The sequence below is a fragment of the Microcella sp. genome (assembly GCF_030645145.1).
GTDB lineage: Bacteria > Actinomycetota > Actinomycetes > Actinomycetales > Microbacteriaceae > Microcella.
In genome coordinates, this window is the sequence record NZ_JAUSMI010000074.1 from 1 (window position 1) to 12,273 (window position 12,273).

Sequence of the window (12,273 nt, forward strand, 5' to 3'; positions counted from 1 at the left end):
CGAGCACCGCCGCGTCGAGGGCTTCAACCACTGGACGCTCGTGCGCGCGCGCGAGGCGTCGCGCGACGTCCTGACCCCGGCCCGCGGCCTCCCCTCGGTCTCGATCAGCGGCGTCATCGACGAGATGGCCAGGCAGCGCGCGCTCGAGGAGCTCGCCATCCTCGACACCCCGGCGGAGGAGCGCTTCGACCGCGTGACGCGGCTCGCGCAGCAGCTGTTCGGCGTCACCGGGTCGGCGATCAACCTCATCGACCGCGACCGGCAGTGGTCGAAGTCGATGGTCGGGCCGTTCGGAACGGAGGTGCCGCGCGAGAACTCGGCGTGCGCGATCACGATCGAGTCGGACGACACGCTCATCGTCGCCGACCTCACCGTCGCCCCCGGGTTCGAGAGCATCGCGATCCCGGGAGCCTTCGAGTTCTACGCCGGCCACCCGCTCTACGCGCCCGGAGGCGAGCGCATCGGCTCGTTCTGCGTCTACGACGCGAAGCCGCGGCACTTCGGCGAGCGGGAGGCCGCGATGCTCCGCGACCTCGCCGCGTGGGTGCAGCAGGAGCTCTCGGTCAGCCAGGAGCTCAGCCGTGCCGCCGAGGTGCAGCAGGGCCTCCTGCCGCAGCAGCTGCTGAGCATGCCGGGGTGGGACATCGCCGGCATGTGCCTGCCGGCGCGCGCCGTCGGCGGCGACTTCTTCGACTGGTACCCCGTCGGGGAGGGCGCGGCCTTCACCCTCGCCGACACCATGGGCAAGGGCATCGGGGCCGCGATCATCGCCGCCACCGTGCGGGCGGTGCTGCGATCGGCGGCGCGATTCGGCGACGTCGCCGGCGCGGTCGACGCGGCCGCGGCATCCCTCACCGGCGACCTCGACTCGACCGGGCTCTTCGTCACGCTGTTCCACGGCCGCCTCGACATGGACTCGGGCGAGCTGACGTTCGTCGACGCGGGGCACGGCCTGACGTTCATCGCGCGCGTCGACGGCACCGTCGACCGGCTGAAGTCGACGTCGCCGCCGCTCGGCATCGACATCGAGACAGAGTGGATCCCGCAGACGGTGACGATCGGGCCGGGCGACGCGCTCATCAGCGTGAGCGACGGCGTGCTCGACCTCTACGACGGCGTGCTCGAGGCGCTCGAGAGCGTCACGACGCTCACGCTGCTCGCCGACAGCGCCGCCGAGATCGTCGACGCGATGCGCACGCGCGCTCGCGGGATCGCCCCCGACGACGTGACCGTCCTCGTCGTCCGCCGCGACGCCTGACCCGCGCCGCGCGGAACCCTCGCGGCCTGCGAGGAGGCTCCGACGCGTGTCATCGGCGCCCGCCGACGGGAGTACCCTGGACGAGGCCGTTTCTCTCGACATCGAGAGATCTCTCGACGTCGAACCACCTCGAGACCGAGAACCGCCGGCCGGTTCCTACGTACATCGCACGTGGATGGGAAGAGCAGAGCGTGGATCTTTTCGAGTACCAAGCACGCGACATGTTCGAGAAGCACGGTGTTCCCGTGCTCGCCGGCATCGTCGCCGATACCCCTGAGGAAGCCCGCGCCGCGGCCGAGAAGCTCGGCGGCGTCACGGTCGTGAAGGCCCAGGTCAAGACCGGGGGCCGCGGCAAGGCCGGCGGCGTCAAGGTCGCCAAGACGCCGGAGGACGCGGAGGCCGCGGCCGAGGCGATCCTCGGCCTCGACATCAAGGGCCACGTCGTCAAGCGCGTCATGGTCGCCGCCGGAGCGGACATCAAGGAGGAGTTCTACTTCTCCGTCCTGCTCGACCGCGCCAACCGCAGCTACCTCGCCCTGTGCAGCTACGAGGGCGGCATGGAGATCGAGCAGCTCGCCGAGGAGCGCCCCGAGGCGCTCGCGCGCGTCGAGGTCGACCCCGGTCGCGGCATCGACCTTGACAAGGCGCGCGAGATCGCGGTCGAGGCGAAGTTCCCGACCGAGCTGATCGAGAAGGTCGCTCCCGTCTTCGTCGCCCTGTACGAGGTCTACGTGAAGGAAGATGCGACGCTCGTCGAGGTCAACCCGCTCGTGCTCACCGGCTCTGGTGCGATCGTCGCCCTCGACGGCAAGGTCACCCTCGACGAGAACGCCTCGTTCCGTCAGGCCGACCACGCCGCTCTCGAGGACAAGGACTCGACCGACCCGCTCGAGGCGAAGGCCAAGGAGCACGACCTCAACTACGTCAAGCTCGACGGCGAGGTCGGCATCATCGGCACCGGCGCGGGCCTCGTCATGTCGACGCTCGATGTCGTCGCCTACGCCGGCGAGAAGCACGGCGGCGTCAAGCCCGCCAACTTCCTCGACATCGGCGGCGGCGCCTCCGCCGAGGTCATGGCCGCGGGCCTCGACGTCATCCTCGGTGACGCGCAGGTCAAGAGCGTGTTCGTCAACGTCTTCGGCGGCATCACGGCGTGCGACGCCGTCGCCAACGGCATCGTGAAGGCGCTCGAGATGCTCGGCGACACGGCGACCAAGCCGCTCGTCGTGCGGCTCGACGGCAACAACGTAGAGGAGGGCCGCCGCATCCTCGCCGATGCGAACCACCCGCTCGTGACGATCGCGAGCTCCATGGACGAGGGCGCCGACAAGGCCGCCGAGCTGGCTGCGAAGTAAGGGACGCGAACATGTCGATCTTCCTCAACAAGGATTCCAAGGTCATCGTCCAGGGCATCACCGGCGGCGAGGGCACCAAGCACACGGCGCTCATGCTCAAGGCGGGAACGCAGGTCGTCGGCGGCGTCAATGCCCGCAAGGCCGGCACGACCGTCTCGCACACCGCGGCCGACGGCTCGACCGTCGAACTGCCCGTCTTCGCCACGGTCGCCGAGGCCATGGCGGCCACGGGCGCCGACGTCTCGATCGCCTTCGTGCCCCCGGCGTTCGCGAAGGACGCGGCGATCGAGGCCATCGACGCCGAGATCCCGCTCCTCGTCATCATCACCGAAGGCATCCCCGTGCTCGACTCGGCCGAGCTGTGGGCGCACGCGAAGGCCAAGGGCGGCACGACCCGCATCATCGGCCCGAACTGCCCCGGCATCATCACGCCGGGCGAGGCGCTCGTCGGCATCACTCCCGCGACGATCACCGGCAAGGGCCCCATCGGCCTCGTGTCGAAGTCGGGCACGCTGACCTACCAGATGATGTACGAGCTGCGCGACCTGGGCTTCTCGACCGCCATCGGCATCGGCGGCGACCCCATCATCGGCACGACGCACATCGACGCCCTCGCGGCGTTCGAAGCCGACCCCGAGACGAAGGCGATCGTCATGATCGGCGAGATCGGCGGCGACGCCGAGGAGCGCGCGGCCGACTTCATCGCGGCCAACGTCACGAAGCCGGTCGTCGGCTACGTCGCGGGCTTCACGGCCCCCGAGGGCAAGACGATGGGTCACGCGGGCGCGATCGTCTCCGGCTCGGCCGGCACGGCGCAGGCCAAGAAGGAGGCCCTCGAGGCCGCGGGCGTGAAGGTCGGCAAGACGCCGAGCGAGGCCGCCGCCCTCATGCGCGAGATTATCGCGGGGCTCTAGCGAGCATCCGCACCACCGACGGCCCCGTCGCTCCTCGTGAGCGGCCGGGCCGTTCGGGTCAGATCCGCTGACTGACGCAGAGGAAGTTGCCCTCGCTGTCGCGGAACCAGGCGGCCCGCAGATCCTTCCCCTCCAGAACACCATTGACGGTCTTCATGTCGGGAGTGTCGTACTCCTCGAACACGATGCCGTGCGATCGCATGACGGCCATCTCGCCGTCGAGGTCGTCGGTCATCCAGCCCATCTGGGTGTTCTGAGCAGTGCCCGCGTTCGGGGTCTCGTAGATCTCGAACTCCGCGCCAGGCGCCGGGTGGAAGACGAGAGAGCCCTCGCGGGTCTCGTCGGGGTCCAGGCCGAGCTTGTCGTGGTAGAAGGTCCGCGCGCGATCGAGATCCGCTGCGGGCAGGACGGTGTGCAGTGCTTTCATCATGAGACGTCTCCTTCGACATCGGGAGCGATCAGAGTTTTCGCGCGGCGCGGCGGCGCTCCATGCGTCGCCGGCTCGTCGCGGGGCGGGAGGAGGAGAGGGCCCGGGCGTGAGCGGGGCGGTCTCGGGCTCCGCGGGGGCCGAGGGTGCTCGGCGCTCGTGCAGACGGCGCGATTGTACGCCGCGGGGGCGCGCAGATCCAGGGGAAGGCGCCCGGTGGGCGGTCGTCGTCCGAGGTCAGGGCGCTGCGCTCCGGGCACGATAGTGCTCTGCTCGCTCGTACTCGCGTCGCGGACTGATCGTGGGCGCCCTCCGGTAGCCGTCGCGCAGCACGGTGGAAGCAGTGGCGGCGATCGCGACGATCGCGAGCGCGCTCAGAATGAGGAGTGGGACCATGGCGGGAAATCTACGGATGACGAAGACCTACCAGAAGTGGCAGCTTTGCCATAGTCCGTCGATTTCATGCCAAACTGGATCGCGAAGGAGGGCCCATGCTCCGCACCGTCACCGCTCTGGCCATGCCGGGCCTTGCGCCGTTCGAGTTCGGCGTCCTCTGCGAGGTCTTCGGCATCGACCGGACGGCGATGGGAGGGCCTGAGTTCGACTTCCGCGTGGCGACAGCGGTCCCCGGTCCGGTGCGGACGAGCCTCGGCTTCGACATCGTCGTCGAGCATGATCTGTCCGTCGCGGCAGATGCCGACCTCATCGCCGTGTCGGCGCGCACCATCGGAGACGTCGACGAGCGCTACATCGAGGTCATCCGAGAAGCGGAGGCGCGGGGCGCCTGGGTGCTGAGCGTCTGCAGCGGCTCCTTCGTGCTGGGCGCGGCGGGCATCCTCGACGGGCGGCGCAGCGCGACGCACTGGATGTACGCCGAGGAGATGCAGCGGACGTACCCCCGCACGACGGTCGACGCCGACGTGCTCTTCGTGGAGGATCGGCGCGTCATCACCGGCGCCGGGACCGCCGCGGGAATCGACGCGTGCCTGCATCTCGTGCGGCGCGAGCTCGGTGCCGCGGCGGCGACGGTCATCGCCCGCCGCATGGTGGTGCCGCCGCAGCGGGACGGAGGCCAGAGCCAGTACGTCGCCCCGCCGTCGCTCGACGTCGGCCTATCACCGTTCAGCCGCCTCACGGACTGGATGCTCGACCACCTCGACGAGGAGCTCACTGTCGAGGAGCTCGCGCAGCGGGCGCACATGTCGAGCCGGACGTTCTCTCGACGGTTCCGCGCCGAGCTCGGCGCGAGCCCCGCGGCCTGGCTCAACCGACAGCGAACCTTGCGCGCGCAGCAGCTTCTCGAGCAGACGCAGGCGTCGGTCGAGGAGGTCGCCCGAGTGTGCGGCTTCGGCACGGCGTCCGTGCTGCGGCATCACTTCCTCCGCACGCTCCATACGACGCCGCGGGACTACCGCCGAGCGTTCGGCGTGCAGCGCGCCGCCTCCTAGTTGTACTCGGCAGGGACCTTGGTGACACTTCCGGTCTTGTGAAACAGGAGAACCTCCGGGCTTAGTGGAGATGTCTAACGTCTTCACGATCACACGGAGGTTCTCGTGTCCCAGGGTAGGACTGTCCGCCCGCGCTTGAACGAATTCGGGCGGATGCTCATCGTTCAACGCGTGGTCCATGAGCGCCGACCGGTCGCTCATGTCGCCAAAGAGCTCGGCGTTTCCCGGCAGTGCGCCCACCGATGGATCGCACGATTCCGAAGCGAAGGCGCGGCCGGGTTGAAGGATCGGTCCTGCCGGCCGCACCGGTCCCCGAGCCGGGTTCCCGTCGAGGTCGAGGAGCGGGTGGTGCAGCTGCGTCGGGAGCAGCGCCGCGGGCAGGACTGGATCGGTCCGGAGTTGGGAATCCCATCACGAACTGTCGGGGCGATCCTGAAGCGTCGGGGAATGCCGCGACTGTCGGACTGCGACCCGCTGACCGGAGAAGTGATCCGCGCCAGCAAGACCACCGCAGTCCGTTATGAGTGGCAGCGGCCCGGGGAGCTGGTTCACATGGACGTGAAGAAGCTCGGCCGCATCCCGGACGGCGGCGGCTGGCGCGCTCACGGCCGCGAACACGGAAAAACTGCAGCGCAGAAGAGGGCAAAGATCGGCTTCGACTACGTGCACTCGATGGTCGATGACCATTCACGGCTGGCGTATTCCGAGATCCTGCCCGACGAGAAAGGCGCCACCTGCGCCGGCTTCCTGCTGCGCGGCGCCCGGTTCTTCGCCGAGCACGGCATCGATCGCATCGAGCGGGTCATGACCGACAACGCGTTCGGCTATCGCCTCTCCAACGACGTCGCCGTCGCACTGCAGCAACTCGGCGCTCGACACGTGCTCATCCGCCCGCACTGCCCCTGGCAGAACGGGAAGGTCGAACGGTTCAACCGCACCCTGCAAACCGAGTGGGCCTATCGACAGGTCTTCACCACCAACGACGACCGGCAGAACGCACTTGCACCCTGGCTGGACTACTACAACAATCGACGACGCCACTCAGCCCTCGACGGGCTCCCACCCATCAGCCGAGTGTCACCAAGGTGACTGCCGAGTACAACTAGGTCGCGGAAGATCTCGGCAGCGCTCGAGCTGCCGCCAGGCGGTCTCGGCACTGACGCTGCCGCGTCGCGCCGGAGGAGCGTGCGACTCATGCCGCCGAGGGATGACCGGCAGGCGTGCGTGCAGACCGTCGTCCTCGAAGTGGTGCACGACCCGGAGCCCGATCGCGGCGACGCCTCGGGTCTCCGGTGCCTTCCCGTGTGCGGTGAGCGCGACGTGGATGATGCCGTCCGCGCGGCGCGGGTCATCGGCGGGGAGCTCGCCGAGATGCACGAGAGCGCTGATGCAGGCGAGCGGCCCTCCCGCCGCCCACGCACGTCGGACGTCGTCCGGCAGGTCGGCTGAGCCGTACCAGCCGTGGCGCAGCGGGGTGAGGCGTCGAAGGTGCCGGCCGAACCAGATGTCGTCCGGATCCCAACCGGCATCGAGCAGCTCGGCCCGCGACACGATGCCGCCGCGGCTGCGGATGAACTCCTCGAACGCGGTCCACAGTCTCACGGCGCGATCGTGCCGGGTCCGCTCACTCCGCTCCCTCGCCGCAGCGCTCTGGTGGAAAGCCGGCCTCCCGACAGATCGGTGGACGACGACGCCAGACCGACCCGTCGGCGCCGGCGACCCAACGCGTCTTCCGCGTTGCGTCCTTCCAGAAGTACGGAGTGGGTGAGGACGATTCGGCGACTCCGTAGTTCTGGAAGCGTCCGCGGAGAGAGCAGGGGCGGATCTGGTGGGCGGCCAGCGGGCGCAGTCGACCGACGGGTGCGAGCGACGGGTGCCGGCCCTCAGACCGCGGCGTCCTCCGTCACCGTCCACGACAGGCGGACGAGCTCGCGCAGCACATCGAGATCGAGCGCGTCGAGCCGATTCGCGTACACGCAGTCGACCCCCGTCGTGTGCGGCCCGAGCCGTTCGAGCAGCGCGGCGGCCTCCGGGTGCGTCTGCAGCCCGTAGAACGACAGCTTCGCCTTCCGCGGCGAGAACGCCGCCCGCGGCCACACGCCCTCGTGCCCGCTCGCGTACCGGTACGCGTACCGGCCGAAGCCGATCATCGTCGGTCCCCACATCACCGGGTCGGCGCCCGTCTCCGTGCGGAACAGCTCCACGAGCCGCGCACCTTCCGCGCTGCGGCGCGCGTCGAGCGTCGCGAGGAACTCCTCGACCGGCACCTCGGTCGGCATCGTCTTCTGCGTCATCGCCCCTCCTCCTACGGCACGGTCTCCTACTGCACGGTCGCCGTCACGCGCGCGAGGTCGTCGAACGCGCGCATGTGGGCGGGTCGATTCATCCACGTCTCGAGCGTCAGCTCGGTCGAGTTGTCGCGGTACGACTGCTCGACCTCCCGCAGGCGCTTGATGATGGATGCCCCGCGCACCATCACCGAGACCTCCAGGTTGAGGCTGAACGAGCGCATGTCCATGTTGCTCGACCCGATCACTGCGACCTGATCGTCGATCGTGAAGTGCTTCGCGTGGAGCACGGTCGGCGCGCGGTAGAGCCAGATGCGCACGCCCGCGCGCAGCAGCTCCTCGTAGTACGAGCGCTGCGCGTGGAAGACGAGCGTCTGGTCGCCGATCTCCGACACGAACAGCTGCACGTCCAGCCCGCTCTGCGCGGCGGTCGTGATCGCGTAGAGCATCGACTCGTCGGGCACGAAGTACGGCGAGCAGATCTGGATCTGCTCCTGCGCCGCGTACAGCAGCGAGTTGAACAGCCGCAGGTTGTTCTCGCCCTCGAACGCCGGCCCGCTCGGCACGACCTGCGCGTCGAGCCCGAGCTCCGGGTCGACCTCCGGCGCTACGATGCTCTCGCGCAGCAGCAGCTCGTCCGTCTCCGAGTACCAGTCGGTCGCGAAGAGCGCTTCGATGCCCGCCGCGATCGGCCCGTCGAAGCGCACGACGAGCTCCTTCCACGCGAGCCGGTCGCCGCTGCGGAGGGGCTTGCGGTGGTAGCCGCGGTCGACCATGTTCTGCGACCCCGTGAACGCCGTCGTGCCGTCGATGATCAGGAACTTGCGGTGGTTGCGCAGATCCGGCCGCTGCCACTGCCCGCGCCACGGCCGCACCGGCAGCATCGCGTGGAAGTCGACGCCCATGCTCTGCAGGCGCCGCTTCGTCTTCCGATACCCCGGCACGCGCACGGACGCGACGTGGTCGTAGAGCACGCGCACCGTGAGGCCGCGCCGCACCGCGTCCTCGAGCGCGTCGAAGAAGTCCGCCGTCGCGTCGTCGAGCGACAGGATGTAGAACTCCACGTGCACGATGCGCTCCGCCGAGCGCACGGCCGAGGTCATCGCCGCGATCGACTCGGCGTAGTCCGTGTACAGCTCGGCGGTGTTGCCGCCGACGAGCGGCATGGCCCCCAGCGTGCGATTGAGCTCGACGATCGGCTCGAGCCACGGCGGCCACGGCGGATCCTTCCGCACGCGGTCCATTCCCTCGGTGGTGTCGAGGATGTACTGGTTGATCTCCGTCTGCTTCTCGCGCCGCCGCTTCGGCAGCCGTCGCGACCCCAGCAGGAGGAAGAGCAGGAAGCCGATGATCGGCAGGATGTAGATCAGCAGCAGCCAGGCGAGGGCCGTCTGCGGGCGGCGATTGCGCGGCACGATGACGAGCGACGTGACCGCGATGACGATCTGGGCGAGCACGGCGACCACGCCGATGATGAAGACCACCCACGCGGAGGCGGTGTCGAGCTCGATGGTCGTCATGGGCGGAGTCTAGTGACGCGGCGGGCGCGTGCCGATGAGAGCCACGACGCCCGCGATCGTCGCGAGTGCCGCGACGAGGCCGACCACGGCCATCCAGTCGCCCGCAAGGTAGGCGTAGCCACCGAGCCAGCCGAACAGGCTCGACCCCGCGTAGTAGCCCAGCGTGTATACGCTCGTCGCCTGCGCGCGGCCCGAGGCGGCGCGCTGACCGATCGCGGCGGATGCGCTCGCATGGCCCGCGAAGAACCCCGCGGTGAGCACGACGAGACCCACGATCACGACGGCGAGCTGCTCGACGAGCGTGAGCACGAGCCCCGCGAGCATGACTCCCGACGAGGCGATGAGCACGGGCCGCGTGCCGAGCCGCTCCGCGATCGCGCCGGCGACGCGCGAGGAGGCGGTGCCGGCGAGGTACGCCGTGAACAGGAGCGACGCGAGCGACGGCGGCAGCAGGAACGGCGCGCCCTCGAGGTGGAAGGCGAGGTAGTTGTAGACGGTCACGAACCCGCCCATGAGCAGGAACCCCTGCGCCCACAGCGACACGAGCACGCGGTCGCGGGCGAGCCGCGCGATCGTGCGCGCGACGTGCGCGACGCCGCCGACGGGCCCGCGGTCGAAGCCCCGGGCGCGCGGCGCGAGCACCATGAACACGGCGGCCGCGAGCGCCGCGATGACGGCGACGGTCGCGACGCCCACGCGCCAGTCGGTCTGCTCGGCGACGGGGGCGGCGATGAGCCGACCGAGCAGCCCGCCGACGCTCGTGCCGGCGACGTAGGTCGCGGCGGCCGCGGCGGCGTGACGGCGATCGACCTCCTCGGCGAGGTAGGTGAGCGCGATCGCAGGGAGTCCGCCGAGCGCGACGCCCTCGACGATGCGCACGCCGACGAGCGAGACGATGTCGGGAGCGAGCGGCGCGAGCAGCCCGAGCACGGTCGCGCTCACGAGCGCGATGCGCATCGCGGGCAGGCGGCCGATCCGGTCGGCGACCCACGACCACGGGATGACCGCCGCCGCGAGCCCCGCCGTCGTCCCCGACACGGTGAGCGCGGCGGTCGCGGCGTCGACCTCGAGATCGCGGGCGATGAGGGGCAGGATGCCCTGCGTCGAGTACAGCTGCGTGAAGGTCGCGACGCCCGCGAAGGCGAGAGCGACGAGCAGCCGTCGGTACTCGCGGCTGCCGCGGGCGTGCCCCGCCCAGCCGGCAGGCCCGTCGCCCGAGCCCGAGGCCGAGCCCGACACCGGCGCGGACTACCGGAAGTTCACGAACTGCAGCGCGACATCCAGGTCCTTGCCCTTGAGGAGCGCCATGGTCGCCTGCAGGTCGTCGCGGCTCTTCGACTGCACGCGCAGCTCGTCGCCCTGGATCTGGCTCTTGACGCTCTTCGGCCCCTCCTCGCGGATGATCTTCGCGATCTTCTTCGCGTCATCGCTCGAAATGCCGTTCTTGAGCCCGACCTCGATGCGGAACTCCTTGCCGCTCGCGTACGGAGCGCCCGTGTCGAGGCTGCGGATGCCGATGCCGCGCTTGATCATCTTCGACTCGAGCACCTCGAGGACGGCCTTGACGCGCTCCTCGGCGCTCGCCTTGAGCAGCAGCTTCTCGCCGCTCCACTCGATCGACGCACCGACGCCCTTGAAGTCGTAGCGCTGCGCGACCTCCTTCTGCGCCTGGTTGACGGCGTTCTCCGCCTCCATCTTGTCGACCTTGCTCACGATGTCGAATGAGGAATCAGCCATGCGGGCAATCGTAGTGCGGGGCGGATGGCTGATTCCTTCTCCGACGACGTGATCGGTCGATCGCGGCTGTCAGCCGCGCGGCTCGCGCTCCGGCCGGGGTCGGGCGGTCGACGAGCGCACGACGAGCTCGAACGGCAGCTGCAGGTTCGCCGGCTCCGCCTCGCGCGTCTGCTCGAGCTCGCGCATGAGGAGCTCGACGGCCCGCTCGCCCTGCTGCTCGGGGAACTGCGCGACGGTCGTGAGCCCGAAGAACGGTGCGAGCTCGTGGTCGTCGATGCCGACCACCGACAGGTCGCGCGGCACGTCGAGCCCCATGTCTCGCGCGGCGAGGATGACGCCGATCGCCATCTCGTCGCTCGCGACGACGACGGCGGTCGGGCGCAGGCGCGGGTCGCCGAGCATCTGCTTCGCCGCGACGTAGCCGCTCTCCATCGTGAAGACGGCGGGGAAGTACAGCTCGGGCCGCGGCTCGACGCCCGCGTCGCGCAGCGCGTCCTCCCACCCGAGACGGCGGTTGGTCGGCATGTGGAACGACATCTCGGCGTCGACGTCGCCTCCGATGTGACCGATGACCGTGTGGCCGAGCGAGAGCAGGTGCTCGGTCGCGAGACGCGTGACGCCGACGTCGTCGATCGACACGGTCGGCACGCCGCGGATGGGCCCGCCGACGCCGACGAGCGGCTTGCCGAGGGCGTGCAGCGAGTCGACCTCCTCGGCGCTGAGCTCGAGGCTCACGGCGATGACCGCGTCGACCCGCTGCCGCAGGAGGAACTGCTCGAACACGGTGCTGCGCTCGTTGCTCGACCCGGAGAGGTTGTAGAGGGTGAGGTCGTAGCCGTACTGCATGAGGCGCCGCTGCGCCCCCTCGAGCACGGACGTGTAGAACCAGCGGTTGAGGAACGGCACGACGACGCCGATGTTGCGCATGCGCCCGGTCGCGAGGCTCGAGGCGCTCGCCGAGACGACGTAGCCGAGCTCGGCCGCGGCCTCCTCGACGCGCTCGCGCGTGGCGGAGGCGACGTGCCCGCGTCCGCTCAGCGCGCGCGAGACGGTCGCCGTCGACACCCCCGCGCGGCGAGCGACGTCGTCGATGCCCACCATCTGATCCTCGTTCCGTCTGTCTCTCGCGAGGATACCGGCACGCGGTGCGGGAGATGCAAGCGCTTGCGACGGCGTGGTCACGCGCGCCCGCCGGAGCTTGTATCCTGTTTCTCGCGCGATCGGCCCCGGCCGCCGCGCGATCGGCGAGTTACCCTAGCGGCCAAAGGGATCTGACTGTAAATCAGACGGCTCAGCCTTCGGGGGTTCGAATCCCTCACTCGCCAC

General features: G+C 69.8%; 13 protein-coding genes and 1 tRNA gene. 6 read left to right on the forward strand and 8 right to left on the reverse strand.

Translation table 11 applies throughout. The features are described from left to right. The 3 genes from Q7T15_RS04610 to sucD form a co-directional block, all read left to right on the forward strand. A partial coding sequence (locus Q7T15_RS04610) for a PP2C family protein-serine/threonine phosphatase (RefSeq protein WP_370689099.1) occupies positions 1–1,258 on the forward strand: 1,258 nt, incomplete at its 5' end. A gap of 191 nt (positions 1,259–1,449) precedes the next feature. Further along, on the forward strand, positions 1,450–2,613 hold the full coding sequence (gene sucC, locus Q7T15_RS04615) for an ADP-forming succinate--CoA ligase subunit beta (RefSeq protein ID WP_304693750.1): 1,164 nt from the start codon (positions 1,450–1,452) through the stop codon (positions 2,611–2,613). Between the two features lie 11 nt (positions 2,614–2,624). Beyond that, positions 2,625–3,527 (forward strand): succinate--CoA ligase subunit alpha, encoded by a 903-nt coding sequence (sucD, locus tag Q7T15_RS04620; protein ID WP_304693752.1) that lies wholly within the window; start codon positions 2,625–2,627, stop codon positions 3,525–3,527. Positions 3,528–3,585: 58 nt separating this feature from the next. Here the strand turns inward: sucD and Q7T15_RS04625 are convergent, their stop codons facing one another. Both Q7T15_RS04625 and Q7T15_RS04630 read right to left on the reverse strand, forming a co-directional pair. Next, positions 3,586–3,957, reverse strand: coding sequence for a VOC family protein (locus tag Q7T15_RS04625; RefSeq protein WP_304693754.1), 372 nt, complete (start codon positions 3,955–3,957; stop codon positions 3,586–3,588). A 234-nt stretch (positions 3,958–4,191) separates the two neighbouring features. After that, entirely contained in the window at positions 4,192–4,350 is a 159-nt protein-coding gene (locus tag Q7T15_RS04630) for a hypothetical protein (protein WP_304693756.1), read from the reverse strand. A 95-nt stretch (positions 4,351–4,445) separates the two neighbouring features. Between Q7T15_RS04630 and Q7T15_RS04635 the strand changes: the two genes are divergently transcribed. Together Q7T15_RS04635 and Q7T15_RS04640 are read left to right on the forward strand one after the other, a co-directional pair. After that, positions 4,446–5,402 (forward strand): GlxA family transcriptional regulator, encoded by a 957-nt coding sequence (locus Q7T15_RS04635; protein WP_304693758.1) that lies wholly within the window; start codon positions 4,446–4,448, stop codon positions 5,400–5,402. Between the two features lie 105 nt (positions 5,403–5,507). Next, entirely contained in the window at positions 5,508–6,491 is a 984-nt protein-coding gene (locus tag Q7T15_RS04640) for an IS481 family transposase (protein WP_370689100.1), read from the forward strand. Here Q7T15_RS04640 and Q7T15_RS04645 read toward each other — a convergent pair. From Q7T15_RS04645 to Q7T15_RS04670, 6 genes are all read right to left on the reverse strand, one after another. Next, positions 6,480–7,004: a hypothetical protein gene (locus tag Q7T15_RS04645; protein ID WP_304693762.1), complete on the reverse strand. Its 525-nt coding sequence runs from the start codon at positions 7,002–7,004 to the stop codon at positions 6,480–6,482. The genes Q7T15_RS04640 and Q7T15_RS04645 overlap by 12 nt on opposite strands. A 281-nt stretch (positions 7,005–7,285) precedes the next feature. Next, complete coding sequence (locus tag Q7T15_RS04650; protein WP_304693764.1) at positions 7,286–7,696, reverse strand: DUF1801 domain-containing protein; 411 nt, start codon at positions 7,694–7,696, stop codon at positions 7,286–7,288. A 26-nt stretch (positions 7,697–7,722) separates the two neighbouring features. Further along, the gene (gene cls / locus Q7T15_RS04655) at positions 7,723–9,210 is read right to left on the reverse strand and encodes a cardiolipin synthase (RefSeq protein WP_304693766.1); all 1,488 of its coding nucleotides are present in this window, start codon (positions 9,208–9,210) and stop codon (positions 7,723–7,725) included. 9 nt (positions 9,211–9,219) lie between these two features. Next, positions 9,220–10,449 (reverse strand): MFS transporter, encoded by a 1,230-nt coding sequence (locus tag Q7T15_RS04660; protein WP_304693768.1) that lies wholly within the window; start codon positions 10,447–10,449, stop codon positions 9,220–9,222. A 9-nt stretch (positions 10,450–10,458) separates the two neighbouring features. After that, on the reverse strand, positions 10,459–10,947 hold the full coding sequence (locus tag Q7T15_RS04665; protein WP_304693770.1) for a YajQ family cyclic di-GMP-binding protein: 489 nt from the start codon (positions 10,945–10,947) through the stop codon (positions 10,459–10,461). Positions 10,948–11,016: 69 nt separating this feature from the next. Next, positions 11,017–12,048 (reverse strand): LacI family DNA-binding transcriptional regulator, encoded by a 1,032-nt coding sequence (locus Q7T15_RS04670; RefSeq protein ID WP_304693772.1) that lies wholly within the window; start codon positions 12,046–12,048, stop codon positions 11,017–11,019. A gap of 142 nt (positions 12,049–12,190) precedes the next feature. Here Q7T15_RS04670 and Q7T15_RS04675 point away from each other — a divergent pair. Then, positions 12,191–12,272 (forward strand) — tRNA-Tyr (locus tag Q7T15_RS04675). Position 12,273: the final 1 nt, after the last annotated feature.

Bases quoted from the DNA above. Each gene is read 5' to 3' on its own strand.
- cls (WP_304693766.1), bottom strand. From the start codon at position 9,210: ATGACGACCATCGAGCTCGACACCGCCTCCGCGTGGGTGGTCTTCATC.
- sucD (WP_304693752.1), top strand. From the start codon at position 2,625: ATGTCGATCTTCCTCAACAAGGATTCCAAGGTCATCGTCCAGGGCATC.
- Q7T15_RS04625 (WP_304693754.1), bottom strand. From the start codon at position 3,957: ATGATGAAAGCACTGCACACCGTCCTGCCCGCAGCGGATCTCGATCGC.
- Q7T15_RS04630 (WP_304693756.1), bottom strand. From the start codon at position 4,350: ATGGTCCCACTCCTCATTCTGAGCGCGCTCGCGATCGTCGCGATCGCC.
- Q7T15_RS04670 (WP_304693772.1), bottom strand. From the start codon at position 12,048: ATGGTGGGCATCGACGACGTCGCTCGCCGCGCGGGGGTGTCGACGGCG.
- Q7T15_RS04635 (WP_304693758.1), top strand. From the start codon at position 4,446: ATGCTCCGCACCGTCACCGCTCTGGCCATGCCGGGCCTTGCGCCGTTC.
- Q7T15_RS04650 (WP_304693764.1), bottom strand. From the start codon at position 7,696: ATGACGCAGAAGACGATGCCGACCGAGGTGCCGGTCGAGGAGTTCCTC.
- Q7T15_RS04665 (WP_304693770.1), bottom strand. From the start codon at position 10,947: ATGGCTGATTCCTCATTCGACATCGTGAGCAAGGTCGACAAGATGGAG.